General features: G+C 59.2%; 28 protein-coding genes and 1 tRNA gene. 18 read left to right on the forward strand and 11 right to left on the reverse strand.

The features are described from left to right. Window positions 1-15 precede the first annotated feature (15 nt). The 6 genes from bamC (at window position 16) to ACYZUD_RS31295 (ending at window position 4,143) form a co-directional block, all read left to right on the forward strand. Window positions 16-1,131, forward strand: a complete 1,116-nt coding sequence (gene bamC, locus ACYZUD_RS31270) for an outer membrane protein assembly factor BamC (protein WP_462021648.1) — start codon at window positions 16-18, stop codon at window positions 1,129-1,131. Window positions 1,132-1,135: 4 nt separating this feature from the next. Further along, window positions 1,136-1,894 carry an MBL fold metallo-hydrolase gene (locus ACYZUD_RS31275; protein WP_008153089.1) on the forward strand — a complete coding sequence of 253 codons (759 nt, stop codon included), beginning with the start codon at window positions 1,136-1,138 and terminating at the stop codon, window positions 1,892-1,894. A 28-nt stretch (window positions 1,895-1,922) separates the two neighbouring features. Next, on the forward strand, window positions 1,923-2,636 hold the full coding sequence (purC, locus tag ACYZUD_RS31280) for a phosphoribosylaminoimidazolesuccinocarboxamide synthase (protein WP_427636696.1): 714 nt from the start codon (window positions 1,923-1,925) through the stop codon (window positions 2,634-2,636). An 83-nt stretch (window positions 2,637-2,719) separates the two neighbouring features. After that, window positions 2,720-2,809: transfer RNA gene (locus tag ACYZUD_RS31285), tRNA-Ser, on the forward strand. A 184-nt stretch (window positions 2,810-2,993) separates the two neighbouring features. After that, the gene (locus ACYZUD_RS31290; RefSeq protein WP_462021649.1) at window positions 2,994-3,626 is read left to right on the forward strand and encodes a LysE family translocator; all 633 of its coding nucleotides are present in this window, start codon (window positions 2,994-2,996) and stop codon (window positions 3,624-3,626) included. A gap of 325 nt (window positions 3,627-3,951) precedes the next feature. Continuing rightward, on the forward strand, window positions 3,952-4,143 hold the full coding sequence (locus ACYZUD_RS31295) for a YegP family protein (protein ID WP_462021650.1): 192 nt from the start codon (window positions 3,952-3,954) through the stop codon (window positions 4,141-4,143). A 54-nt stretch (window positions 4,144-4,197) separates the two neighbouring features. On the opposite strand, the gene ACYZUD_RS31300 is transcribed toward ACYZUD_RS31295, so the two are convergent. Continuing rightward, window positions 4,198-4,404 carry a hypothetical protein gene (locus tag ACYZUD_RS31300; RefSeq protein WP_462021651.1) on the reverse strand — a complete coding sequence of 69 codons (207 nt, stop codon included), beginning with the start codon at window positions 4,402-4,404 and terminating at the stop codon, window positions 4,198-4,200. Between the two features lie 234 nt (window positions 4,405-4,638). On the opposite strand from ACYZUD_RS31300, the gene ACYZUD_RS31305 reads away from it, so the two are divergent. Continuing rightward, window positions 4,639-5,565: a LysR substrate-binding domain-containing protein gene (locus tag ACYZUD_RS31305; protein WP_462021652.1), complete on the forward strand. Its 927-nt coding sequence runs from the start codon at window positions 4,639-4,641 to the stop codon at window positions 5,563-5,565. 57 nt (window positions 5,566-5,622) lie between these two features. After that, window positions 5,623-5,988 (forward strand): 5-carboxymethyl-2-hydroxymuconate Delta-isomerase, encoded by a 366-nt coding sequence (locus tag ACYZUD_RS31310; RefSeq protein ID WP_462021653.1) that lies wholly within the window; start codon window positions 5,623-5,625, stop codon window positions 5,986-5,988. 3 nt (window positions 5,989-5,991) lie between these two features. Here the strand turns inward: ACYZUD_RS31310 and ACYZUD_RS31315 are convergent, their stop codons facing one another. The 3 genes from ACYZUD_RS31315 to ACYZUD_RS31325 all read right to left on the reverse strand — a co-directional run bounded on the left by ACYZUD_RS31315 (window position 5,992) and on the right by ACYZUD_RS31325 (window position 9,142). Beyond that, window positions 5,992-6,927: a LysR family transcriptional regulator gene (locus ACYZUD_RS31315; protein ID WP_462021654.1), complete on the reverse strand. Its 936-nt coding sequence runs from the start codon at window positions 6,925-6,927 to the stop codon at window positions 5,992-5,994. Window positions 6,928-7,023: 96 nt separating this feature from the next. Continuing rightward, complete coding sequence (locus ACYZUD_RS31320; protein ID WP_462021655.1) at window positions 7,024-7,941, reverse strand: DMT family transporter; 918 nt, start codon at window positions 7,939-7,941, stop codon at window positions 7,024-7,026. 16 nt (window positions 7,942-7,957) lie between these two features. Further along, a complete protein-coding gene (locus tag ACYZUD_RS31325) occupies window positions 7,958-9,142 on the reverse strand; it encodes a cyanate transporter (protein WP_462021657.1) in 1,185 nt (394 codons plus the stop codon). A 535-nt stretch (window positions 9,143-9,677) separates the two neighbouring features. Here ACYZUD_RS31325 and ACYZUD_RS31330 point away from each other — a divergent pair. The 6 genes from ACYZUD_RS31330 to ACYZUD_RS31355 all read left to right on the forward strand — a co-directional run bounded on the left by ACYZUD_RS31330 (window position 9,678) and on the right by ACYZUD_RS31355 (window position 16,225). Next, window positions 9,678-11,060, forward strand: a complete 1,383-nt coding sequence (locus ACYZUD_RS31330) for a glutamine synthetase family protein (protein ID WP_462021658.1) — start codon at window positions 9,678-9,680, stop codon at window positions 11,058-11,060. A 179-nt stretch (window positions 11,061-11,239) separates the two neighbouring features. Continuing rightward, on the forward strand, window positions 11,240-12,889 hold the full coding sequence (locus tag ACYZUD_RS31335; RefSeq protein ID WP_462021659.1) for a phosphoethanolamine transferase: 1,650 nt from the start codon (window positions 11,240-11,242) through the stop codon (window positions 12,887-12,889). A gap of 73 nt (window positions 12,890-12,962) precedes the next feature. After that, window positions 12,963-13,625 (forward strand): class I SAM-dependent methyltransferase, encoded by a 663-nt coding sequence (locus tag ACYZUD_RS31340; RefSeq protein ID WP_462021660.1) that lies wholly within the window; start codon window positions 12,963-12,965, stop codon window positions 13,623-13,625. Between the two features lie 123 nt (window positions 13,626-13,748). Beyond that, window positions 13,749-14,882: a ribonuclease D gene (rnd, locus tag ACYZUD_RS31345; protein ID WP_462021661.1), complete on the forward strand. Its 1,134-nt coding sequence runs from the start codon at window positions 13,749-13,751 to the stop codon at window positions 14,880-14,882. Then, window positions 14,879-15,172: a YcgL domain-containing protein gene (locus ACYZUD_RS31350; RefSeq protein WP_007898694.1), complete on the forward strand. Its 294-nt coding sequence runs from the start codon at window positions 14,879-14,881 to the stop codon at window positions 15,170-15,172. Before rnd ends, ACYZUD_RS31350 begins: the two co-directional genes overlap by 4 nt. 120 nt (window positions 15,173-15,292) lie before the next feature. Next, window positions 15,293-16,225: a D-2-hydroxyacid dehydrogenase gene (locus ACYZUD_RS31355; RefSeq protein WP_462021662.1), complete on the forward strand. Its 933-nt coding sequence runs from the start codon at window positions 15,293-15,295 to the stop codon at window positions 16,223-16,225. A gap of 90 nt (window positions 16,226-16,315) precedes the next feature. Here the strand turns inward: ACYZUD_RS31355 and ACYZUD_RS31360 are convergent, their stop codons facing one another. Then, entirely contained in the window at window positions 16,316-16,909 is a 594-nt protein-coding gene (locus ACYZUD_RS31360; protein ID WP_462021664.1) for a nitroreductase family protein, read from the reverse strand. A gap of 280 nt (window positions 16,910-17,189) precedes the next feature. On the opposite strand from ACYZUD_RS31360, the gene ACYZUD_RS31365 reads away from it, so the two are divergent. Beyond that, window positions 17,190-17,639, forward strand: a complete 450-nt coding sequence (locus ACYZUD_RS31365) for a YcgN family cysteine cluster protein (protein ID WP_462021665.1) — start codon at window positions 17,190-17,192, stop codon at window positions 17,637-17,639. A 142-nt stretch (window positions 17,640-17,781) separates the two neighbouring features. After that, entirely contained in the window at window positions 17,782-19,011 is a 1,230-nt protein-coding gene (locus ACYZUD_RS31370) for a hypothetical protein (protein ID WP_462021666.1), read from the forward strand. Between the two features lie 112 nt (window positions 19,012-19,123). Here the strand turns inward: ACYZUD_RS31370 and ACYZUD_RS31375 are convergent, their stop codons facing one another. From ACYZUD_RS31375 to ACYZUD_RS31390, 4 genes are all read right to left on the reverse strand, one after another. Further along, window positions 19,124-19,501, reverse strand: a complete 378-nt coding sequence (locus ACYZUD_RS31375; RefSeq protein WP_462021667.1) for a YgaP family membrane protein — start codon at window positions 19,499-19,501, stop codon at window positions 19,124-19,126. Between the two features lie 91 nt (window positions 19,502-19,592). After that, the gene (locus ACYZUD_RS31380) at window positions 19,593-20,063 is read right to left on the reverse strand and encodes an RNA methyltransferase (protein ID WP_462021668.1); all 471 of its coding nucleotides are present in this window, start codon (window positions 20,061-20,063) and stop codon (window positions 19,593-19,595) included. A gap of 207 nt (window positions 20,064-20,270) precedes the next feature. Beyond that, window positions 20,271-20,645 (reverse strand): YajD family HNH nuclease, encoded by a 375-nt coding sequence (locus tag ACYZUD_RS31385; protein ID WP_056742523.1) that lies wholly within the window; start codon window positions 20,643-20,645, stop codon window positions 20,271-20,273. A 48-nt stretch (window positions 20,646-20,693) separates the two neighbouring features. Continuing rightward, window positions 20,694-21,380, reverse strand: coding sequence for a spermidine synthase (locus ACYZUD_RS31390; RefSeq protein WP_462021670.1), 687 nt, complete (start codon window positions 21,378-21,380; stop codon window positions 20,694-20,696). Window positions 21,381-21,476: 96 nt separating this feature from the next. Between ACYZUD_RS31390 and ACYZUD_RS31395 the strand changes: the two genes are divergently transcribed. Further along, on the forward strand, window positions 21,477-21,767 hold the full coding sequence (locus tag ACYZUD_RS31395) for a hypothetical protein (RefSeq protein ID WP_462021671.1): 291 nt from the start codon (window positions 21,477-21,479) through the stop codon (window positions 21,765-21,767). Here the strand turns inward: ACYZUD_RS31395 and ACYZUD_RS31400 are convergent. Together ACYZUD_RS31400 and ACYZUD_RS31405 are read right to left on the reverse strand one after the other, a co-directional pair. Beyond that, window positions 21,764-22,237, reverse strand: a complete 474-nt coding sequence (locus ACYZUD_RS31400) for a cyclic nucleotide-binding domain-containing protein (protein WP_084323263.1) — start codon at window positions 22,235-22,237, stop codon at window positions 21,764-21,766. The two genes, ACYZUD_RS31395 and ACYZUD_RS31400, sit on opposite strands and share 4 nt — an antisense overlap. 215 nt (window positions 22,238-22,452) lie before the next feature. Then, window positions 22,453-24,507, reverse strand: a complete 2,055-nt coding sequence (locus tag ACYZUD_RS31405) for a S9 family peptidase (RefSeq protein ID WP_462021672.1) — start codon at window positions 24,505-24,507, stop codon at window positions 22,453-22,455. A gap of 203 nt (window positions 24,508-24,710) precedes the next feature. Between ACYZUD_RS31405 and ACYZUD_RS31410 the strand changes: the two genes are divergently transcribed. Next, on the forward strand, window positions 24,711-25,208 hold the full coding sequence (locus tag ACYZUD_RS31410) for an MFS transporter (RefSeq protein WP_462021673.1): 498 nt from the start codon (window positions 24,711-24,713) through the stop codon (window positions 25,206-25,208). Window positions 25,209-25,217 lie beyond the last annotated feature (9 nt).

Raw genomic sequence — 25,217 nt, forward strand, 5'->3', positions numbered from 1 at the left:
GAGGAAGCACTACGCATGAAGCGATTGGCCGGACTTTCCGCACTTGCCTTGATTATCTCCAGCACCAGTGGCTGTGGATGGGTCTGGGGCCCGGAAGGTTATTTCCGTGACCGTGGTAGCGATTACCTGGAAGCGCAACAGACTGCACCCATGCAATTGCCGCCGGATGTCAGCACCGCCAAGCATCTGGATCCGCTGTTGCCGATCCCGCGCAACGTGGCCGATGACACCGTCAAGGGCGAATACATCGTGCCTCGTCCGCAGCCGCTGTCCGCAGCGGCCGACGTTAGCGCCTACTCGCTGCAGAAAACCGGTGATTCCCGCTGGATCGTGGCTCAAAACCCGCCAGCCGAAGTCTGGCCAGTGGCCGTGCAGTTCTTCCAGGACAACGGTTTCCGTCTGGACGAACAGCGCCCGCAAACCGGCGAGTTCACCACCACCTGGCAGCATTCCGACGAACTGTCCGCAGCGATGGCCAAGCGCCTGAGCGCAGCCGGTGTCAGCACCGACAGCGAAACCCGCGTGCGGGTGCGTATCGAGCCAGGCGTGCAGCGCAATACCAGTGAAGTCTATGTGGTCAGTGCCGAACGTCCTGCCGGCAGCACCGCTGACGTGGCCTTCACCAACCGTTCGGTCAACACTGGCCTGGACGCGGCACTGGTCGACGACATGCTTGCGAGCATGAGCCGCATCTCGGAGAAGGGCGGCTCGGTCTCCATGCTGGCTTCGCGTGATTTCGATACACCAAGTCGTGTCAGCCTTAGCGAAGACGGCAGCGGTAACCCGGTTCTGAACGTTGGTAACGACCTGGATCGTGCCTGGTCGAGCGTCGGTCGTGCGCTGGAGCAGGGCGAATGGCGCGTTGAAGACATCAACCGCAGCCTGGGCCTGTACTACATCAACCTCTCCGAAAAAGCCGAGAAGAAAGACGAGAAGCCTGGTTTCTTCGGCAGCCTGTTCGGCAGTGCGCCGAGCAAGGAAGAAGTTGAAGCCCGTGCCGAGCGTTATCAGGTTCGCCTGAGCAAGGTTGGCGATACCGTCCAGGTCACCGTCGAGAAAAACATCAACACCGTGGCGCCGGCTGACGTGGCGCGCAAAGTGTTGAGCGTGATTCAGGACAACCTGGGCTGATCACATGCGTTTTGCCGTTCTCGGCAGCGGTAGCCAAGGGAACGGCACGCTGATAGCCAGCGCTGACACGTATGTGCTGGTGGATTGTGGTTTCTCCCTGCGGGAAACCGAAAAACGCCTGCTGCGCCTGGGTGTGAACCCGGCGCAGTTGAGCGCGATACTGGTGACCCACGAACATGCCGACCACGTGCATGGCGTGGGTTTGCTGTCTCGGCGCTACAATCTGCCTGTCTACCTCAGTCGCGGCACCCTGCGCGGGATGCGCAAACCGATTGAACCGGCTGGCCTTCTGGCTGGCGGAGAGCAACTGCAGATCGGCGCACTGAGCATCGGTGTCATTGCCGTGGCCCACGATGCACAGGAACCGACGCAGTATGTTTTCAGTGACGGTGAGCGGCGTTTCGGCCTGCTGACCGACCTGGGCTCGTATTGCAACAAGGTGCTGGACGGCTATCGGGACCTCGATGCGTTGATGATCGAGTCCAACCATTGCCGTGACATGCTGGCTCGCGGTCATTACCCGTACTTTCTCAAGCAACGGGTGGGCGGTGAACTGGGACATTTGAACAACCACCAGGCGGCATTCCTGGTGTCCGAGTTGGGCTGGCAAGGCCTGCAACACCTGGTCCTGGCCCACCTGAGCAGCAAGAACAACCTGCCGCAGCTGGCCCGGCAATGTTTTGTCGACACCCTCGGGTGCGACCCGGACTGGCTGCAACTGGCCGATCAAGATTCAGGGCTCGACTGGCGACACATCGCCTAGCCCACCTACTTAGCAAGCGGAGCCCATCATGGAAAAACGTGAAGAACTCTACCGCGGCAAAGCCAAATCGGTTTTCAAGACCGATGACGCTGACCGCTTGATCCTGCTGTTTCGCAACGACACTTCGGCGTTCGACGGCAAGCGCATCGAGCAGCTCGACCGCAAAGGCATGGTGAACAACAAGTTCAACGCCTTCATCATGCAGAAACTCGAAGCCGCCGGCGTGCCGACCCAATTCGACAAGCTGCTGGGCGACAACGAATGCCTGGTGAAAAAACTCGACATGATCCCGGTCGAGTGCGTCGTGCGTAACTACGCCGCCGGCAGCCTGGTCAAGCGCCTGGGCGTCGAAGAAGGTATCAAGCTCAACCCTTACACCTTCGAACTGTTCCTGAAGGACGACGCCAAGGGCGACCCGTTCATCAACGAATCCCACGTCGTGGCATTCGGTTGGGGCACTGCCGAGCAATTGGTTCGCATGAAAGAACTGTCGCTCAAGGTCAACGAAGTCCTGAGCAAACTGTTCGACGACGCTGGCCTGCTGCTGGTCGACTTCAAACTCGAATTCGGCGTGTTCTCCGACGGCTCCATCGTCCTGGGTGACGAGTTCAGCCCGGACGGCTGCCGCCTGTGGGACAAGGCGACCGGCAAGAAAATGGACAAGGACCGCTTCCGTCAGGGCCTCGGTGACGTCATCGAAGCCTACGAAGAAGTTGCCAATCGTCTGGGCGTACCGCTGTAATCGACGCAAGCATCTGATAGCACGGAAAAATTTCGCTTAGGGGGTTCGCTTCCGGCAAAAGTGTTGTTATGATGCGCGCCGTTGGAGAGATGCCAGAGTGGCCGAATGGGACGGATTCGAAATCCGTTGTACCTTCACCGGTACCTAGGGTTCGAATCCCTATCTCTCCGCCATTACATAGAAAAAACCCCGTAGCTGAATAAGCTACGGGGTTTTTTCGTTTCTGGCGTTTCAGTTTTCCCATGGGGATGAGCGCGTCTACGACGGCGACTGTTATGTATAAATTTCCTTGGGCTGTGCTGCCTGGTCTCTAGAGGTCTGCGCTACCGTTGCAGTTCTTCAGCATGGGGAATCGCGATGATAGATATAACTAACCTGTCGGTTTTTGTTGTCGCCGTGATTCTTTTACTCGCTGTGCCCGGGCCGAATATGGCGTTTGTGATGACCCATGCGATAGCTCATGGTTGGCGCGCTGGTCTTGCTGCGGCACTTGGCATAACGGTGGCTGATCTCGCTATGACTGCCTTGGTGAGCATCGGCGTGGGAGCAATCATGATGAGTTGGGCTCCCGCATTTGATCTGATCCGCTGGGCGGGAGCCTGCTACCTGCTTTGGCTTGGCTGGGTGGCGCTGAAATCGATTCCTGCTACAAACGCGAAAGTTCAGTCGCCTCTCGTCTCGATGCATTCAATATTCATACGAGCAACTCTGAACAGCTTGCTCAATCCCAAAGCGTTAGTCTTTTTTGTGGTTTTCTTGCCTCAGTTCGTGACGCCAGGCTTGGGCAGTGCCAACCTTCAACTCATAGTGCTCGGAATATGTTTAGCGATAATCGCATTCATCTTTCATTTTTTGTTGGGGCTTTGTGCCGGCGCAGTTCACAAGAAGTTGAGAGGTCTTCCAATCTCCAAACGGTTCGGTTCCTATGGATTTGCCGCAGTCATGGTCGCATTGGCAGCGCGCTTGGTGCTTCTTGAAAGGCCCCAGTAAGGCGAAGAAATCCGGATCTTTTTTTCCTTCAGTGTCCGTTAGGTTGTGATCGGTCAAGAACGACCCCGCATCCTGCATTTATCCGGTTTTTTGCGTCGGACCAAGCAACAATCCCGGGTAAGAAAAATAAGCGCGATCACAAGAAAAATTACCCACCCCAGTCACTCTATTTACCCACCCCCGTATCCATTGGCCGCCCCGAGAATCAGGGCTTTTCCCTCGAAATATTCCCTGACATTGAAAGACCTCGCCGCAAAAAATCCTCATCTACTCTGGGTTCGCAGGTCACTGATCTGCGGTAACCAGCCATCGCAAGGAGCGATCAATGTACTTTGAGATTTACAGGCAAACCCGTGGCACCCCGCAGACCGGCAAAGGTCAATGGCGCTGGCGTTTGAGGGCGGGGAACAATGAAACGATTGCCAGCGGGGAGGCGTACGTCAACAAGGCTGATTGTGTGCATGCCATCAGCTTGATCAAGGGGACGCACGATCAGACGCCGACCAAGGAGATCTAGGTCTCAGGTGGTGAAGCTGCTCAGTCAGAGCAGCTTCGTTTTAACCAGGCAGTCTTACGGTTGCGAGTGGCCCAGTTTTCGTTTGATCAGGTCGTAGACGTCCTTGTGAGTGGAGTTGTGCAGGGATTTGTCCTTGCAGGCCGACGTCAGGAAGGTTTTGACCTCTTCCTTCGCGTGAGGATAAAGGCCGGCAACGTAATCGGTTTCATGGTCCTGAGTGCAGTTGAAGTGTTTGTCGTCTTTCGCTTTGTCTCTAGCCATTGGGAGGCTCCTTTGAGTTCAAATGGTTTCGGTGGCCAGGGCATTTTTTGCCCCAAACGTTGCTGAGCTTAGAGGCATAAGTGCTGTCCGCCAGACGAGCGAATAAATCAGGAAGGGGATGTCGGACGAAGCAGATGTTTGCATTTGGATTAAACGCAAACTGCTTGAGTCGCATAGACGTCGATTGCGACAGCTACCTAAACTGTCTCCAGACTTGGGGAGCGGGGACACTGGATGAATCGCAACGAACTGCGTAAAGCCGATATCAACCTGATGGTGGTGTTCGAGACACTCATGCTCGAACGCAACGTCACTCGGGTGGCGAAGAAGTTGTTTCTCGGTCAGCCGACCATCAGCTCGGCGCTCAACCGTTTGCGAGCGATGTTCAACGATCCGCTGTTCATTCGGGTGGGTCACCGCATGGAGCCGACAGCGCGGGCCGAGGAGATCATTCGGCATCTGTCGCCGGCGCTGGATTCGTTGTCGGTGGCTTTGAGCCTGACCCATGATTTCGATCCCACCAGCAGCACGATGACTTTTCGTATCGGGCTGTCGGACGATGTCGAGTTTGGTCTGCTGCCGCCGTTGCTGCGTGCGTTGCGCCAGGAAGCGCCGAAGGTGGTGTTTGTGGTGCAGCATGTCGACTACTGGCGGATTCCCGACCTGCTGGCGTCCGGCGATATCACCGTGGGTATCAGCCAGACCCGCGGCCTGCCGGCCAACGCCAAGCGCAAGTTGCTGAGGCACATCCACCCCTGCGTGTTGCGTGCCGATGCATCCGACGCGCCGCTGACCCTCGATGAATATTGCTCCCGGCCGCACGTACTGGTGTCCCATTCCGCCAACATCAGTGGCTACGCTGATGAGTGGCTGGCGGAGATCGGTCGTTCGCGCCAGGTGGTGCTGTCCGTGCCGCAATACAGTTCGTTGCCGGCGTTGCTCGCCGGGACCGATCTGATTGCCAGCCTGCCGGATTACACGGCCGAGGCGATGGCTGCGTCCGGCCATCTGTTCAGGGAGCCGTTCCCGTTCAAGACACCGACCCTGGACCTGTCCATGGTCTGGCTCAGCCATGTCGACACCGACCCCGCCGAACGCTGGTTGCGCTCGCGACTGGAGGCGTTCATGAGTGAGCGTTTTGTGTCGCCGCCATCCCGGTGAGCCGGACCGCTCTGTGTTATATGTACGACCTTTGCGCTTACTTACAGGAGTCACGTCATGCCTCACCTGCACATGGAATACACCACCAACCTGCCGGATCTGAATGCCGACGTGGCGTTGATCCGGCTTAACAATACGCTGGTGGCTTCCGGTCAGTTTGCTGCCGAGTTCGACATCAAGAGCCGTGCGGTGAAGGTCGAGACGTTCAAGGTCGGTACTGCATTGGGTGAGCGGGCGTTCGTGCACGTGAAGCTGGCGTTGTTGAGCGGTCGCTCGCCACAGATCAAGCAGCAGTTGTCCGACAGCCTGCTGGCGGTGGTGCAGGACCTGTGTGAATGGCCTACGGGTGTTGAAGTCCAGCTGGCCGTGGAGATCCTCGACATCGATCGAGAGTCCTACACCAAAGTCGCCATCAACAACTGAGTCTCAGGCCTTTTCCTGCGCGGTGCAGGCTTTGATCACTTGTTCACGGAGCCAGGTATTGGCGCTGTCCTGATCGACGCTTTGACTCCACTGCATGTCGAGGGTGAAACCCGGCAAGCCGTTGGGCGCTTCGCAATGATTGAAGATCGCCTCGCTGGCCAGCAATTGCTGGATGCGCCGAGGCAAGGTCAGGATGAAATCGGTGCCGGTAATCATTTTCAGCGCCGCGCTGTAGCTGTTGGAGCGCGCGACGATTTGCCGTTTTTGCGCCTGCTGCGCCAGCCAACCGTCGACCATGTTGGTGGTGGACGTCCAGGGTGTCGGGAACACATGCCGGCGTTCGACGAAGGCTTGCAGGCTTAAACGCGGTTCCAGTGGGGTGGCGCGTTTATCGAAGACGCAGACCAGATCATCCTCCAGCAGCATCCGGGATCTGAAATCGCCGTGGCTGCGATGAAAGTTCGGGCCGAAACAGATCACCAGATCGAGGCTGCCGTCGCGCAGTTCTTCGGCCGGAATGTCGGTTTCAAACTTGTGCATGTTGACCATCACCGGCAAATCGGCGGAATCAAAACTTTTCAACAGGCGTGGCAGGATTAACTGCTCGAAGTATTCCGGTGCGCAGATGTTGAAGGTCACAGGCTGTAAGGTCGGGTCGAAGGCCTGCGCCCCGGCGTGACACAGGTTGATGCTTTCGAGGACCTTCAGCACGTGGGTATACATGTTGCTGGCTTTGTAGGTGGGGCGCATCCCCGCGCGGGTGTTGATGAACAACTCGTCGTCGAAACAGGTGCGCAGCTTTTTCAGGCAGTAACTCACGGTGGACTGACTGACGCAGAGCGTCTCGGACACACCGGTGACGTTGCTTTGCTCATACACGGCGATAAACACCATGAGGTCCTGCATATCCAGTTTTCTTAGCACATTACTGTTCAGCATCCGTTCCGTCTCGCTGCGTTCCTTGCGCTGACTGTGCGCAAACTGTGCGAATGATCCTAACGGAACGATGGTGCCAGGAGAATGCCTTGTAGGAATTCAGCCATGAACTGTTGCGGGCACCGCGCGCCGGCTGGACATCAGCAATGCCAGCATACCGACTCCCACCAGCAGTGCGCCGATGATTTCCAGCGGTAGCGGCGACTGACGTAACCACAACCAATGAAACAGCGTGATGAACAACGTGCTCAGGTAAATGTAGGAAATGACCGAAGAGGGCGCGATGGCGCCGATTGCCCGGTGCAGCAGCCAGAAAGTCGCCAGCGTGGCAAACAGCGCCAGGTAAATCAGCCAGTAAAAATCATTCAGGGTCAGCAACGACGCCGATCGCCAGCCACCGCTGAACCCACAGAGTGCCAGCAAAAACAGCGCACCGAACACCATGTTCCAGAACGTCATGCCCGCCGGTCCGCGACCTTTGAGGCTGTTGGCCTTGAGTCGCTGACTCAGGGGCGAGTAGAGCGACATCGCCAGGCAACCGCCCCCGTACACCGACACCGCGTAGAGCGATGGCAGTTCGCCGGGACCTGCGCCTTGCAGTACCAGCAACACGGCCCCGGCAGCGGCAATCAGCATCGGCAATACCCGTTGTTTCAGGCTGCTTTCGGGCATCAAAACGGCTTCGAACAGCAGGGTCAGCAGTGGCACCAGTGTGAACATCGTCCCGGTGTTGACGGCCGAGGTATAGCGCAGCGCCTCGAACAGCGAGCCGAAATACACCGCCAGCAACGAGCCGAGTACGGCATGGCCGAGCAGCCCGCGAACGGTCATGGAGGTATCGCCCTTGAACAGCAGCAACGGCAAAAACACCAGGGCGCAAAACAGCAGGCGCAGCCCGGTCAGCAGCACCGGGTCGATGGCCTGACTGACCTGGGCAGCAGCGGAAAACGAGGCGGCGATCAACAGCGCCCAGAGCAACATGCCGAGGTGAGCGGCGGCGAAACCGGTGTGTTTCATGAGGTGGGTGTCCGGGTCAGTGAATGTGTCTGGCGTAGTGCCGCGGGTCGAAGCGCAGGACCATCAGGATCATCAGCGCCATGACGCCTGTGAGTGACCAGCAGGCCCATTCGAAGCTGCCGAGTTGGTCGCGGATCATCCCGGCAATCAGCGGCGAGAGGCCGGCGATCAGGTAACCGATGCCTTGCACGAATGCGGTCAGTCCTCCGGCGCGCTGGGGATTGTCCAAGTGATCCAGTGACACAATCAGGCTCATCGGAAACAGTCCGCCGATGCCCAGCCCCAACAGGCACGGCCACAACAGACTCAAGTGTCGGGGGCTGAGTATCAGCCCGCAGAAGCCGGCCATGATCAGGGCCAGCAACACCACCAGTACCAGGCGCCGGTCACGGCTGCGATTGGCGATGGCCGGTGTCAGCAGGCCGGACAACACTTCCATGGCGGTCAGGAAACCCAGCAACAAACCGGCGTTCTGTTCACTCCAGCCCTTTTCGACGTAGTACGGCGCCAGCCAGGCCAGTACACAGGTGTAGGACGCTGTGCCCAGGCCGAAGAAGATGGCGAGTAACCAAGCGCGGGAATTGCTGAAGAACGACCCATTGCGTTGTGCCTGAGCAGGCAGCGTCGGCATCCCTGCGCGATGGGTGCACCAGAATAGCAACGCGACCAGTGCCAACGCTGTCCAGATCGCCAGACCCACTCGCCAGCTCCCCGTGCGCGTCATCACCCGCGGTGCGAAGGAGGCGGCGATGGCTGCGCCGCCCATGATCGAAGTGACATAGAGGCCCATGCACACGGAAACGTTGTCGCTGAAGCGGGACTTGATCAGTGCCGGCATCAACGCCTGGATCAGCGCGATACCGATACCTGCCAGCACGGCACTGAGGATCAGTTCGGCCGCTGAGTCGAGAAACAGGCGCGACGCGGTGGCCAAACCGATGATCAGCAGTGAAAGCACCACGGTGCGTTGTTCGCCGAGTCGTTGGCTGACGCTGAGACCGAAAAACATCGCCAGCCCCATCGCCATCACCGGCAGCATGGTCAGCAGGGACGCCAGGCTGAAACTCAGCGGGATCTCACCGCGAATCGCCGACAGCAAAGGACCGACAGCGGCCATGGAGGGGCGCAGGTTCAGGGCGACGAGAATGATGCTGAACATTAACCAGAGGGCAGGGCGGGAGCTTGCACGAACGTTTTCCATCAATCGGACCTTGAATGATAAAGGCCCGATTAGGCGCGCGAGGCCCGGAGGCCGCAAATCAGAAAGTCCGGAGTAGTATTTAAAAATCAAATACCTCTGCTGCAACGCATAACCCCTGTGGGAGCGAGCCTGCTCGCGATGAGGCCATATCATTAACATCTATGTTGCCTGTAACACCGCCATCGCGAGCAGGCTCGCTCCCACAGGGGTATTTAGTGTTTGGCAAATCTTGTTCGCCTAAGCGTTCAGTGAATGTTTAGCCAATCTGTAACCAAAGTTCTTCAAATCCCGATTTAACGACTTAACCACCCGTGTGACGCTGCTGCTCATCTGTTTACTGCGGTCTTCTCTATGGACGGTTGTCCAGTCGCACTTCCTTCCGAACTTGCCTTCTGGGCGCTGTGGCATTGCCGTCACGCGCGCCCGCCGGATTCCTGCCTTTCCCGTTGATTGTTCCTACAGGTCCTGCGCTGTTTGCCGGGATCAAAGCGGCGGCGCCTGTGCGTTTGCCTGACGCGGAAATAAGAGAATTCCCATGAGTTGTGCCACAACCTCCTTCGCCACGAAGCAAGAAGCCCTGACTTTTCTTGAGCAGAACCCGGATATCGAGATGTTCGAGTTGTTCATCCTCGACAACAACGGCGTACCTCGGGGCAAGTTGTTGCATCGCGATGAACTGTTGGCGGTATACGAAAGCGGACGGCCATTGCCGAGCACCATTCTCGGCTTGACCATCAACGGCGATGACGTGGAAAACTCCGGGCTGGTCTGGGACGTGGGCGATATCGATTGCCGGGCTTACCCGCTCAGCGGCAGTTTGACGCGCATGCCGTGGCGGTTGATTCCTACGGCGGCGGTGCAGGTCAGCATGCACCCCCGGGAAGGCATGCCCGCGACCATTGCCGATCCACGGCATCTGCTGGCGAAAGTCGTCGAGGGTTTGCAGGCCGATGGTTATTACCCGGTCATGGCGGCGGAACTGGAGTTCTACCTGCTGGATCAACAGCGCGACAGCAACGGTCGGCCGCAACCTGCGCGGGATGTCGATGGCGGGCGCCCGCGTGGAACTCAGGTCTACGGTTTGCGTGAACTGGAGCAGATCGAACCGTTCCTGGCCGACCTCTACAGCGCCTGTAAACTCCAGGGCATTCCGGCGCGTACGGCCATTTCCGAATACGCGCCGGGGCAAGTGGAAATCACCCTTGAACACCGCACCGACGCCTTGCAGGCGATGGACGAAGCGGTGCGCTACAAGCGGCTGGTCAAGGGCGTGGCGCACAAACACGGGATGACCGCGTGCTTCATGGCCAAGCCTTTCGATGACCTGGCGGGTACCGGCATGCACATGCACGTCAGCCTGGCGGACAAGGATGGCAACAACCTGTTCGCCAGCGAAGCTCCGGACGGCACGCCGCTGCTCAAGCAAGCGGTTGGCGGCATGCTCAGTACCTTGCTCGACTCGTTGCTGCTGTTCTGTCCGAACGCCAACTCCTACCGTCGTTTCCAGACCAACAGTTACGCGCCGCTGGCCGCCACCTGGGGCGTGGACAATCGCACCGTCAGTTTGCGTGTGCCCGGCGGCCCGGCGTTCTCCCGGCATATCGAACACCGTATTTGTGGCGCCGACGCCAACCCGTATCTGGCGGCTGCGGCGATCCTGGCCGGTATCCATCGCGGTATTCGCGAACAACTCGACCCAGGTACGCCAGTGGAGGGCAACGGTTATGCCCAGGCCACGGAATTGTTGCCAACCGACTGGCTGACCACGTTGCGGGCGCTGGAAGGTTCGAGCTGGGCGCGGGAGGCGTTCGGCAGTGAGTTTCTTGGCGTCTACCTGGCGGTGAAGCGCGCCGAATATCGGCAGTTCATGGGCGAGGTCGGTGAGCAGGACTGGCGCTGGTATTTGAATCAAGCCTGAACAGAATCTGAACCATTCTCAAATATGTTTAAAGTTCTGGTCTAGAGCACGAAGCCAACTAATCGTTGGCTTCTTTTTCACAAAAAATTGATGGTTGGCTGCCTAAAGTTAGTGCTGTCTCGGTGAATGAAATTTTCACATTTATCGAAGGCACTTCTTTTCAGGAACAGCCGATTATCATGTTGAAGATTAAAGCCGTGCGCCCCGAGTGGGTGACACTGATTGCCAGCGCCTTTCTATTAACGGGCTTCAATTTAGTTCTCTGGCAACACCTGTTTGAAATCACCGCGTCCGACGTTAAAGGCATGGTCATGCGAGCGGCTTTCGGGGTGATGATACTGGCAGCCTTCAACATTGTGCTGACCCTGTTGGCGTTCCGGCCCGTGATGAAACCCGTCTTGACCCTGATCTTTATGGTCAGTGCGGGCGTGGCGTACTTCATGAGCCAATACGGTGTATTGATTGACGCTGGCATGTTACGCAACTTCGCCGAAACCAATGTCACGGAAGTGCGAGGATTACTCTCAATAAAGTTGCTTGTTTATATCGTACTGCTTGGTATTTTACCTTCGTGGTTGTTGTGGGTGACGCCTGTTAATTACCGTCGCTGGCACCGCGAGTTATTAAGTAAGCTGCTGGTAAGTATTGCATCGGTCGCGGTGCTCGGTGGCGTCGCACTGGTTAACTATCAAGGTCTGTCTTCGTTGTTTCGCAATCACCATGAATTGCGCCTGATGGTGGTCCCGAGTAACTACATGGGGGCCTCGTTCGGTTATCTGCGAGAGCAAGTCGTTTCCGCTCGACAGCCCTTCGTCAAAATCGGTGAGGACGCGGAGAGAAACCCGACCGGGCAAACTCACGCTCGCAAATCCCTGACGGTGCTGGTGGTGGGTGAAAGCGCCCGGGCGGAGAACTTCGGCGTCCTCGGTTACAACCGAGACACCACCCCAAGACTGGAAAAAGAGGCCGGCCTGATCGCTTTCACCGACGTGCATTCCTGCGGGACCGAAACGGCGGTGTCGGTGCCATGCATGTTTTCCAACATGGGTCGCAAAGACTACAACCCGAGCAAGGCAAAGAATGAAGAAGGCCTGCTGGACGTGCTCAAACATGCGGGGCTGGACGTTATCTGGCGCGATAACCAGTCGGGCTGCAAAGGCACTTGCGACCGTGTCACCCTCGACGATGTCAGCAACCTGAAGGACCCGGTGCTCTGCGCCAACAGCGAATGCCGCGATGAAATTCTCCTGCAAGGTTTACAGCATTTCATCGACACCCTCGATAAAGACACCGTGCTGGTGCTGCACCAGATGGGCAGTCACGGTCCGGAGTACTTCAAGCGCTACCCGAAAGCGTTCGAACACTTCACCCCGGTTTGTGAAAGTAACGCGCTGAACAATTGCAGCCGCGAAAGTATCGTCAATGGTTACGACAACACCCTGGTGTATACCGACTACGTGCTGTCGACCCTGATCGACCTGTTGCGCAGCAACCAGGACAAAGTCGATACCGCGATGCTGTACCTGTCGGACCATGGCGAGTCCCTGGGCGAATACAACCTGTTCCTCCACGGTACGCCTTACATGCTGGCGCCGGATCAACAGAAGCATGTTGCGATGTTGGCCTGGTTCTCCGACAGCTATCAAAAGTCGTACTCGGTGGACACCCATTGCCTGCAACTGAGCCGTGAAAAGCCCTTGAGTCAAGACAACCTGTTTCATTCGATGCTCGGGCTGCTGGAGGTCAACAGCAAGGTCTACAACCCGGATCTGGATATGTTTGCCGGCTGCCGCGGTGCGGTGATCGACGGTGTGTTGGCGAAAGAGTGAGTACTACGACCTTTTTTTCACGTTTGGACCGCTAACCTGCGCCCGGTAGATTTTTCTGAAAGAGTCATCCCACATGTCCGCTCAGCCCCCATCCGCCATTGAGCTTGAGCTCGCCCGGCGCTACGACCAGGAACACGCCCGCATCTGTCTTGCGCTGCGTCCGCGTGGCTTGGCCGGACGCCTGGCGTTCTGGCGTGACGAGCAACTGGTGCGCACTGCGCTCAAGGTGGCTGGCGAGCCGGGGCTGATCCTTGACGTTGCCTGCGGGGCCGGGCGCTTCTGGCCGGTACTGGCCGAACATGCGAACCGGGTGATCCTGGCGGCCGATCCGTCGCAGGACATGCTCGATCACGCCCGAACCCATCACCCGCAAAATCTGCTGAAAAGGGTCAAGACCTTTCAGAGTTCGGCGTTCACCATCGGGTTGTCGGCGAATGCGGTTGACTGCATTTTTTGCATGCAACTGTTTCAACACATCGCCAGCCCCGAGCATCGGTCGGCCATGCTCGGCGAGTTCCATCGGGTCAGTCGCGATACGGTGATTGTGGCGGTCCGGGTCGATGCTCATTTCAAGCGCCGGCGCCCGGATGCGGCAGGCGTTCACGCCCGGCAGCTGGCCAATAAGGCCGAGGTGGAAGCCGAATTCAAACAAGCGGGTTTCCGCTTGCTCAGTCATCAGGACTTCTTGCCCGGTTGCGCGCGAATGCGGGTCTACGTGCTGCGTAAGGCCAGATAACCTCCCTCTGTCAGACAATTCTTGCTATCTGGCCAGTGTTTTCGCTAAAGCTCTTGTTCAGTGAATGCGCGGAAATCGCCGGGGGCGATATATACTGCGCGCCATTCTTCAAGGGAGAGCCGTGTGGCCATCGATATTCACTGGATTCGCGACAACGATAGCCTCGGTCAGTTTTGCGCCGAGTGGCAGCAGCTGCCATTCGTTGCCCTCGACACCGAATTCATGCGGGTCGACACCTTCTATCCGATCGCAGGCCTGCTGCAGATCGGCGATGGCGTACGCGCTTACCTGATTGACCCGCTGACCATCGACAACTGGCAGCCCCTGGCCGCGTTGCTGGAAAACCCGGCCGTGGTCAAAGTCGTCCATGCGTGCAGCGAAGACCTCGAAGTCCTGTTGCGCCTGACCGGCAGTCTGCCGGCGCCGCTGTTCGACACCCAACTGGCCGCCGCTTACCTGAACCTGGGTTTTTCCATGGGTTATTCGCGGTTGGTGCAAGAGGTGCTCGGCATCGACCTGCCCAAGGGCGAAACCCGGTCCGACTGGCTGCAACGCCCGCTGTCCGACACTCAGATCAGCTACGCCGCTGAAGATGCCTTGCACTTGGCGGAAGTTTTCGTACAGCTTCGTCCGAAGCTTTCTGACGACAAGTACGCCTGGGTCCTGGAAGACGGCGCGGAACTGGTGGCCAACCTGCGCCGCGAAGTGGATCCGTACGAGGTTTACCGCGAAGCCAAACTGGCCTGGAAGCTGTCCCGCGCCCAACTCGCTGTGTTGCGTGAACTCTGCGCCTGGCGTGAGCGCGAGGCCCGTGCCCGTGATCTGCCGCGCAACCGCATCATTCGTGAGCATTCCCTGTGGCCGCTGGCGCGCACGCAACCGGACAACCTCGGCGCGTTGGCGAAAATCGAAGACATGCACCCGCGTACCGTGCGTCAGGACGGCGAATTTCTGCTTGATCTGATCAAGCGCTCTGGCAGTGTGTCGCCAGATCAATGGCCGCCTGCCGTGCCGGAGCCGTTGCCGGTGGATGCCGCCGCGCTGGTCAAACAGCTGCGGGCGATCGGCCAGGCCGAAGCCGAGCGCCTGAACATCGCGCCAGAGCTGATGCTACGCAAGAAAACCCTGGAAGCGCTGCTCAAGAGCGGCTTCCCCAAGGGTCCTTACCAATTGCCTGATTCGCTGCGTGGCTGGCGTCGCGAATTGATGGGCCAGGTGCTGCTCGACAGCCTGGCCACCGCCGGAGAACAGCCTTGAAACGTATTTGCTCCATCTATCGAAGCCTGAAGAAAAACGAGATGTACCTCTACGTGCTCAAAAGCGATGCACTGGAGCGCGTTCCGGAAAGTCTGATGGCCGCCTTCGGCAAACCTCACCACGCGTTCGATCTGGTGCTGACTCCCGAGCGCAAACTGTCGCGCGAGGACATCACCGTGGTGCTGGAAAACCTCGAGAAGCAGGGCTACCACCTGCAAATGCCGCCGGCCGAAGACGAATACATCGAACACTTGCCGGAAGAATTGCTGCGACGCAACGACCCGATGTGATCGGCAGACAGGCTCTGTTCAGGGCCTTTATGAAACACTGGAATGATTTTGGCGATGGCCAGGACGATGGAGCGATACTCCGTCGGCGGCCGTCTGCACTGTTTTTGAAAGGTTTGAACCATGCGCGTTCTGATTGCTGAACACGACCACCCTGTGTACGCCCAACTGCTGCGTCAGGCAGCGCCCGATCTGGAAGTGCTGACCAGCGGTGACTCCGCCGAACTGGCCCGTCAGGCCGCCGATTGTCCGATCTGGCTTGGCCAGCCGGATTTGCTGGCCACCCTGCTGCGTCAGGGCCACGAGCCGCAATGCCTGCAATCGACTTGGGCCGGCATCACGCCGCTGCTGGCCGACGGCTTGCCACGCCACTATCGCCTGACCCGCGCGGTGGGAATTTTCGGTCAGGTCATGGCCGAATACGTATTGACCTACATGCTTGGCCACGAGCGCGAAGTGCTGCCGCGGCTGGTCAGCCAGGTCGAGCGCAAGTGGGACAGTCGTCAGGGGCAGAGCCTGGCGGGGCGCAAGGTGCTGATCGTCGGCACTGGAGACATCGGCCAGACCGTCGCGCAGTTTTTGCTGCCGTTTGGCGTCGAGTTGTATGGCATTGCCAGCGAAGCTCGCGAGCAGGCGCCGTTTGTCGAAGTCGGGGCGATGGCCGATTTGCCACGTCTGGTCGGTGAAGTGGATTACGTGATCAATCTGCTGCCGAACACGCCGACAACCCACGACCTGTACGACGCGGCGCTGTTCAAGCAGTTCAAGCCGACCGGCTTGTTCATCAACGTCGGACGCGGCGTGGCAGTGGTCGATGCGGATCTGGTGGAGGCCTTGAAGGAAGGGCATCTGGCCGGCGCGGTGATTGACGTCTGCCGTCAGGAGCCGCTACCGCAACGTCATCCATTCTGGACGGCCTGGGGCTTGCTGTTGACCGGTCACAGCTCGGCACCGACTTCGCCAACGATGATGGTGAACCTGTTTGTCGAGAACCTTCGGGCGTATCAAGCGGGTGAGGCGTTGCGCGGGGAAGTGGATTTCAATCGCGGCTATTGAGGCGCAAGCAAAAAGATCGCAGCCTGCGGCAGCTCCTACAAGGATATGTGTACACCTGTAGGAGCTGCCGCAGGCTGCGATCTTTTGATTTTAGAGGGTGAAATCGCCTTCAGCCGCCAACTCGCTCAGCGGACGACGCGGGCTTGGCTCTTCACGCGCTTGCAGGTAATCCGCCAGCGTCGATTTATCGCCCAGTTTGCCGATCGCCACGGCCGCATGCAGCGCGTAGCCTTCTGGAATGTTCAGCTCCTTGCGGGTCAGCTCCTGATCGAAACCGGCCATTCCATGGGTGTGCCAGCCGCTGATGCTCGCTTGCAACGCCAGATGGCCCCAGGCGGAACCGGTGTCGAAGGTATGCCACAGGGCCGGGGTTTCTTCAGTGGCGCCAGGCACCGCGAAAGTGGTTTTCGATACCACGATCACCAGCGCTGAAGCGTGTTGCGCCCAGCTGCGGTTGAACTCGTTCAGCAGGCCGAGGTAACGCTCCCAGTTCGGCGTGTCGCGACGCGCGTAGAGAAACCGCCAAGGCTGCGAGTTGTAGGCCGATGGCGCCCAGCGAGCAGCTTCGAAGAAGCTCAGCAGGGTCTCGACGGGAATGGTTTCGCCGGTGAAGGCGCGGGGCGACCAGCGATCGGTGAACTGAGGGTGGATGGCGTAATCGGCAACGCGGGGATTGGCACTCATCAAGAGATTCCTTGCTACGTTTGAAAGTAAGGGTCGTCTGAAACCTGCGGGCGCAGTTGAGCTGAGCGATGAGGTTTTTCGAGAGCCTGGGCAGTCCACCTGAATGCGACGCGGTTGAGCGTTAATGGCACGCAGGTCTGGCTCCTTGCGATTGGCAAAGCTACTTGGCGGCGCAATAACTGACAAGCCCGTTCTACCGGCAGTCGCCAATGCTTGGCCCACAAGGGCCTTGGCACTAGACTGGCGGCCTTTTCACCACCTTGATGTTGATGCTTGAGCCATGGCCGCCAAAGTCGAATCGTTCTGGATACGCAAAACCCTCGATCAACTTGATCAAGAGGAATGGGAATCGCTGTGCGACGGCTGTGGCCTGTGCTGCCTGCAAAAGCTCGAAGATGAAGACGACAACAGCGTCTATTACACACGCATCGCCTGCAAACTGCTGGACCTGAAAACCTGTCAGTGCACCGATTATCCGAATCGTCGTGAATTCGTGCCCGATTGCATCCAGCTCACACCGGGCAAGGCCGACGAGTTCAAATGGTTGCCACCGACCTGTGGGTATCGATTGGTCAGTGAGGGCAAGGACCTGCCGCTCTGGCATCACCTGGTGTGCGGTGATCGCGATGCGGTGCATCACGAGCGAATTTCACAATCCGGGCGCATGCTCGCCGAAGGCAGCGTGGCCGAAGAGGATTGGGAAGACCATCTGATTTTTCGGGCGGGTTGATGCCCATTGCTATTTTCATGTGGCGAGGGAGCTTGCTCCCGCTTAAGTGTGTAGCACTCACAAAATCGGAAGTGATTACAAGAATTTGGGGCTGCTAAGCAGCCCAGCGCGAGCAAGCTCGCTCGCCACACTAGGAGTGTGTATGGCTGTGGGATTGCGGCTGGCGTTGGCCGTCGGGCTGTTGGCCCTGAGTTCGTCCGTGTGGGCGGCGAAGAAGGTCGATCTGGACTACCACGTGCGCCTGTTGCCGCAAAGCGATCAGGCTGAAGTGCGGTTGACCCTGGCCCAGGGTTCGGCGGTACGCAGTCTGGATTTCGACCTCGGTGATGGCAGCCACTACAGCGACTTCAAGGCTGATGGCCAATGGCAGCTCACACCGGGCAAGCCGGCCCGTGGTGTCTGGCGTCCGGCCGCCGACAAGGCCAGCCTGACCTACCGCGTGCGCATCAGCCATGGCCGCAAGAGCGGCAGCTTCGACACGCGCATGACGCCAACCTGGGCGCTGATGCGTGGCGACGATCTGGTACCGGCGGCCAAACTCGATCAGCAGGATGGCATCGAGCTGGTTTCACGCCTTGAATTCGAATTGCCCACCGGCTGGAAAAGCGTCGAGACCGCCTGGCCGCGAATCGGCAAGAACAAGTTCCGCATCGATAACGTTTCCCGACTGTTCGACCGGCCCACTGGCTGGATGCTCGCCGGCCACCTCGGTAGCCGACGCACCAGGCTTGGGGAAACCGAAGTCACTGTCGCCTCGCCCCAAGGCCAGGGCATGCGCCGCATGGATGTGCTGACGCTGCTGACGTTTGTCTGGCCGCAAGTGCAAGCGGTGTTCCCGCGTCATCCCACCAAACTGTTGATCGTCGGTGCCAACGACCCGATGTGGCGCGGCAGCCTGGCGGCGCGCGAATCGATCTACCTCAACACGCGTCTGCCGCTGGTCAGCGAAAGCGGCACCAGTGCGTTGGTGCGCGAATTGGCCCAAGTGTTCGGGCGGATCAACGACCAGCAGCGCAGCGACTGGATCAGCGAAGGCTTTGCCGAGTATTACGCCATCGAACTGGTGCGCCGTGCCGGTGGCATGAGTGATGAACGGTATGACGGTTTGCACAAGAAGTTGCTCAAGGACAGCCAGAAAGTCACCACTTTGCGTGGTGAGCAGGTCAGCCCGGCGCAAGTGGCCAAAGCGGTGGTGTTGCTACAGGAACTGGATCGCGAGATTCGCTTGAAGACCCGCAACAAGCGTTCGCTGGATGATGTGTTGCGCGGGGCGATGCATCTGGGGAGTGTTGATACCCAGGAGTTTATTCAACTCGCAGAAAGCATCCTCGGTGAGTCTTCCAGGGTCCTCGATACCGAGTTGCTTCAGTAACACCGCCATCGCGAGCAGGCTCGCTCCCACATTGGTCTTGTGTAAGACACCGGCCTAATGTGGGAGCGAGCCTGCTCGCGAAGAGGCCCTGAGCCTCGACGCATCTTCCGGATCAAACCCCGGCTTTTGGCGACTTCAAGGCGTCATTGCCGGTCACGGTAGCAGTCTTGGTCGCCGCCTCGGCATTAGCCTTCAACCGACTCAACTCTTCCCCGGCACGCTCAATCTTCGCCCGCACGTTACTCATGTCCCGGCGGCTTTTTTCCAGCAGGCTCTTGGCCGAACTGTGCCCGGTAATACCACGAGCCAGTGCCACGCCGCCGATTGCCACTTGAATCAACCCGAACACACCGCCGCGACGCAGGCCTTTACCCACCATCACCACGCCCCCGGCCAGGGAGCCGATGCGCTCCCAGCCCTGAACGTTCTGCTCGGGATGGGTCTGGAACGGGGTGGATTCGATGCGCTCTACGCGTTTGAGTTCGCTCATGATCTGTCTCCAGGCTGGAATGGCTGCTTCAGGAATAGATAATTAAGCTGACTGCCGAAGCGGGCGGCTTGTTCCATCGGATGTGCGGTGTTCAGCGGAATTTCGGCCCCGAGCGGGTGTTGAGGCCCTTGGCCATGCGGTCGTAGAGCACGACGTTGACAGTGGCCGCGAGGTTCATGCAGCCGGTGGTCGGGATGTAGACCACGTCCTCGCACCAGTCGCGAATCTCTTTATCCAGCGAGCCGTCTTCCGGGCCGAAGATGTACAGCGCGCGATCCGGGTGGGTGTATTCCGGCAGGGAGCGAGCACCCTCGACCAGTTCCACGGCGACCGGCACGCAGCCCAGGGGCAGGATTTTCTTCAGGTCTTCGATACCGATCAACGGGATGTCGTAGTGGACGCGCTTGGTGTCGGTCACGAAGTCGGCGGCGCGGTCATAGCGTTTGCCGGTATAGAACACGGACGCCACGCCATAGCAGCCGGCGGCGCGCATGACCGAGCCGACGTTTTCCGGTGATTTGGGGTTATACAAACCAATGCAGCTGTACCGTTTGTCTGCCACGAGCGGGGTGCCTTCGGGGAAAAAGCGCGATTATACGGGGATTGGGGGAGGGGTGGTCAGTTTGAGATTGGTGGTGTCTGGTCGATAGCTTTCGCGAGCAGGCTCGCTCCCACAGTAGATTTCGGGTGTTCACAAATGCTGTGTTCATCCAGATCCCCTGTGGGAGCGAGCCTGCTCGCGATGGCGTCAAGCCAGGCGCTGAAGATACTACTCGTCTTTCTTCATCAAGCCGGCCAACGCGGCAAACGGGTTGTGCGTCGCCTTGGCAATCTTCGGCGAGCTCAGCGAGCCTTCGCCGAAATACTGCTGATCGGTATACCGCGAGTGTTCGTTGTCATGGCAATACAGGCACAACAATTCCCAGTTCGAGCCGTCCTGAGGGTTGTTGTCGTGGTTGTGGTCGCGGTGGTGCACGGTCAGTTCGCTCAGGCGCTTGCCGGAGAATTCACGGGCACAGCGGCCGCACACGTGCGGGTACATCTTCAGGGCCTTGTCGCGGTAACCCATTTCCTTGTCGCGCTGATTGTCGGCGAGGATGCGGTCCAACTTTGAAGTGTTGGTCGGAGGCGTTGACGAACTCATGGGTTCACCTTTGTAAAAGACTAATGACGGTATTAAGCGAAGTTTAGCTCAGCCCTTGAGCTTCTCGGCAATCCAGATGGTGTGGCGGGTGCCCTTGTTGCCGTGGGCGAAGACTTGCACTTCCTCGGCCTTGAAACCGGCCTTCTTCAGTTTGTCGGAAAACTGCCGGTCGGCGCTCGCGGACCAGACCGCCAGCACGCCCTTGGGCCGCAGGGCCTTGGCGCAGGCGCTCAGGCCGCCGGCAGAGTAGAGCCAGCTGTTGGCTTTCTGGGTCAGGCCTTCGGGGCCGTTGTCGACGTCGAGCATGATGGCGTCGAAACCTTGCGGCTCGGCTTGCAGGACGTTCGCCACGTCCTCCATGCGAATCACGGTGCGCTTATCGAGCAACGGGTTGCCGGATTTCTCCCCCAGCGGCCCGCGATTCCACTCAACCACGCCGGGCACCAGTTCGGCGACCACCACTTCAGCGGTCTTGCCTAAATGCTTGAGGGCCGAGGCGAGGGTGAAGCCCATGCCCAGGCCTCCGATCAACACCCGCGAATTCGGCCGGCCGGCGACCTTGCGGCACGGGATCTCGGCCAGGGCATCTTCGGAGCCGTGCATGCGAGTGTTCATCAACTGCCCGCCGTCACCGCCCTGGATCTTGATGACGAAATCCTCACCGTATTCGAACAGGCACAGGGCACCGCCGTTTTCAGGGATGGGGGCGGTGTCGAGCAGAACGAAACGTTTCATGGGACTCTCAGTGAGAAGAAATTGGCAGCAAGGGGAAGGCAAACAGACGCAGTTGGGAGTAGCCTGCAAAAGACCACAAGGCCAACGGAGCCATTGATGAAGCGCACCATTCTAACGGTCATTGCCCTGGCCGCGCTCTCGATAACTGCAGTGCAGGCCCAGGAACAACAAACCATTCCCACCAGCCCCGCGCCGCTGCCCGGCTCGCCCGGAACCGCGACGCCGACGCCTTATCCACAGATCACCCCGGCGGCCGTGCCCAAGGCCGGGCCCGGCAGTGGCGGGCCGCCGCTGTTGCCGCCGATCGAAATGCCCAACCCGCCCAAGGACCAGACCTTGCCGGGCCTTGAGCAGAACAGCACGAAGATCAAATCGCCGGGCGGTTAAACCTGCTGCGAGAGCAGTTGCCCATCGGCCATGCGCAAGCGTTTGGACAGGGAGACGGCGAGGGCGCGGATGATCTTGGCAGCGATTTTTGGCGCGTCGTTGAGCATCTTTTCCAGTGAGTCCTTGCCCAGGTTGAGCAACTGGCAGTTGCTCGCCGCCACGCAACTGGCCGAACGTCGCTCGCCGTCGAGTACGGCCATTTCTCCGAACGCCCGACCGCTGCGCAAGGTGGCCATGGTCACCCGCTGCCCGTCGCTGTTGGTTTTCTGCACCGCCACCTGGCCGGTGTGGATGATGCACATGAAGCTGCCGGCATCGCCTTCGTGGAAGATCTCTTCGCCTTCGGCCACTGTGCTGATGCTGAAATAGCCCGAAGCGGCGGCGAAGTCTGCCGGCAGCAGTTGATCGAACAGGCCGCAATCCATCAGCCAGTCGCGAATTTCGTTGTTCAGTAAGGTCGGTTCTGACATGTCGTCCGGTCTTTTTCTTGTGTCTGGTTCCGGTTCTTCTGGATGCCCTCAATCCTTGTGGGAGCGAGCCTGCTCGCGAGAGCGGCGGCACATTCAACATCAATATTGAATGTTGTGGCCTCATCGCCGGCAAGCCGGTCTCGCTCCCACAGTGGAGTTGTATGGCCTCGGGTCCGGCGTACTGTTGTTAAGACCGGGACGCCGGGCCAAGTTCCTCAGGCAATGCCCAAAACCTTGAAAACAAATGCGTATTCGAGTGCTACGTCACGCAATCCCTGATACCGACCGCTCATCCCGCCATGCCCGGCGCCCAATTCGGTCTTGAGCAGCAGCGGATTGTTGTCGGTTTTGGTCGCGCGTAATTTGGCCACCCACTTCGCTGCTTCCCAGTACTGCACACGGCTGTCGTTGTAGCCGGCGATCACCAGGGTGGCCGGATAGGCTTGCGCGGTGACGTTTTCGTACGGGGCGTAGGCCTTGATCCGATCATAGACGTCCGGTTCTTCAGGGTTGCCCCACTCGTCGTATTCGGTGACGGTCAATGGCAGATCCGGGTCGAGCATGGTGTTCAATACGTCGACGAACGGCACTTCGGCAATCGCTGCGCCGAACAATTCCGGCCGCATGTTGAGCACTGCGCCGATCAGCAGACCACCGGCACTGCCACCGCTGATCGCCAATTGCGGTGAGGTGGTGAAGCCGTTGTCGATCAGGTGTTCGGCGCAGGCGATGAAGTCGCTGAAGGTGTTGTGCTTGTGCTCCTGTTTGCCGGCGCGGTACCAGGCTTCGCCCAGTTCCCCGCCGCCACGTACGTGAGCGATGGCAAACGCGACGCCACGATCCAGCAGGCTCAAGCGGGCATGGGAGAACCACGGGTCGAGGCTTTCGCCATAGGCGCCATAGCCGTACAGATAAAGCGGCGTCGGCTTACCGAGGGCTTCGCGTTTGACCACGAGGCTGATCGGCACTTTCGTACCGTCCGGTGCTGTTGCCCACAGGCGTTGGCTGACGTAGGCATCGGCGTCGAACGGGCCGAGCACCGGCGTTTCCTTGAGCACTTTCTGCTCGCCGGTGGTCAGTACCAGCTGACGGACTTGCGCCGGGCGGTTCAACGCTTCATAGCGTAGACGGATCCTGTCGCTGACGAATTCCAGGCTGTTCTGCACGTGCAGGCTGTAAGCCGCGTCCGGCAGTTGCACGCGGTAGCTCGGCAGCTCTTGCGGGTGGACTTCAATCACCGGCAAGCCGCCGACCCGCAGGCTTAGGGTCATGGCCCCGGCGTTGAGGCTCATGCCCTCGATCATTGTTGTGTCGCTGTGAGGGATCAGGTTTTGCCAGTCGGCTTCGGTCGGCGCAACACCGGTATCGACGGCCGTGTACAGGGCAAAGTTGATGCCGTCGCGGTTGGTGCGAATGAACCAGGTCCAAGCGCCGTCGAGCGCACCGTGGTCGACGTCATACTCATGGTCTTCAACCCGTGGCGCCACGCAGGTAAAGGCCTGTTGCGGCTGGAACGCGTCCAGGACCCAGACTTCGCTGGTGGTTTTGCTACCCAGGGACAGCAGCAATTGCTGCTCCGAACTTGACCGGTAGCAATGCATGAAGAAGCGGCCGTCCGGTTCATGGAAGACTTCTTCGGCCGCCGTGCCGTCCAGTCGATAGCGGAACAGTTTGTGCGGGCGATGGGTGTCGTCCAGTTCGCCGAAGAACAGTGTCAGGCTGTCGTTGGCCCAGGTCATGCTGCCGTCGCAGTCCTGGAATTCCAGTTCGCTGACCCGGCCGCCGGACAATTCCTTCACGAACAGCGTGTAAATCTCTTCGCCGCTGGAGTCGATGCTGTAGGCCAGGCGCTGGTGGTCCGGGCTGATGCTGAACGCGCCCAGGGAAAAGAAGCCGCCGTTGGCCAGTTCGTTCGGGTCCAGCAGCAGTTGTTCCTGACTTTCGTCCAGCTGCAGGCTGTCATCGGCCGGGCGCGGGCAGCGGTAGTGACGGGCGTATTCGTCACCCGCCGTGGTGCGCGTGTAATACAGGTACGGCCCCCAAGGGGAGGGCAGTGACAGGTCGGTTTCGAGAATCCGGCCCTTGATCTCTTCGAACAGGGTTTCACGCAGCCCGGCCTGATCGGCGGTTTGTGCCTCTTGATAGCTGTTTTCAGCCTTGAGGTAATCGAGCACCGCGTCGGTGTCGCGTTCCTGCAGCCAGGCATACGGGTCAGAACCTTCAGCCTTGTGGGCAATCGGGGCGCTGGTGATGTTGGCGGATACGGGCATGAATGGCTCTCAAACAATGTACTGAATAGGGGGCTTCGCAACCTGTGGGAGCCGGCCTGCTCGCGAAGAGGTCAGCATATTCAACATCAATATTGACTGACCCAGCGCTTTCGCGAGCAGGCTCGCTCCCACATGGATTGCGCTTGGGGCAAGCCTGACGTGCGAAAAGTCGTTACTATAAGCGCCTCTTTGCCTGCCTTGCCATGGACACCATGACCGAGAACGACTATCTGATCGCTTGGGGCCTCTACGCCTTTGCCGCTTTGGGCTGCCTGTTGGTGTGGATGCGCATGACCCGCTGGATGTGGCGCTGGTTGCGTGAGCCGCTGCGGTTGTTGGTTGCCGTGTTGCTGTTCAGCCCCACCATCATTGATCCGGTGAAGGAAAAGGTCGCCCCGGCCATCGCCATTACGGCCCTTGATTTGCTGTTCAAAGTCGGCAACAACGCCTGGCGGGCGGTTTCCGATTTGTTCATGTACGGCATGATCGCCTTCGGCATTTACCTGGTGTTCGTGGCGATCCGTTTCCCCATCGAACGCGCCTCGAACGCTCGCAAGGAGCGGGCGGCCGCCGCCAAGGCTGCGGTCCGGGCCGACGAACCTGAAGACGATCAACCTTTCGGCGGCGCCGGCGACGATCGTTACGGCCGTCCACCGGTTCCGAGCAATCCCCAGCGCATGCGGGTCGAACCGCGTTTGTAACGTTGCCCC

Source organism: Pseudomonas sp. XS1P51 (assembly GCF_054897845.1).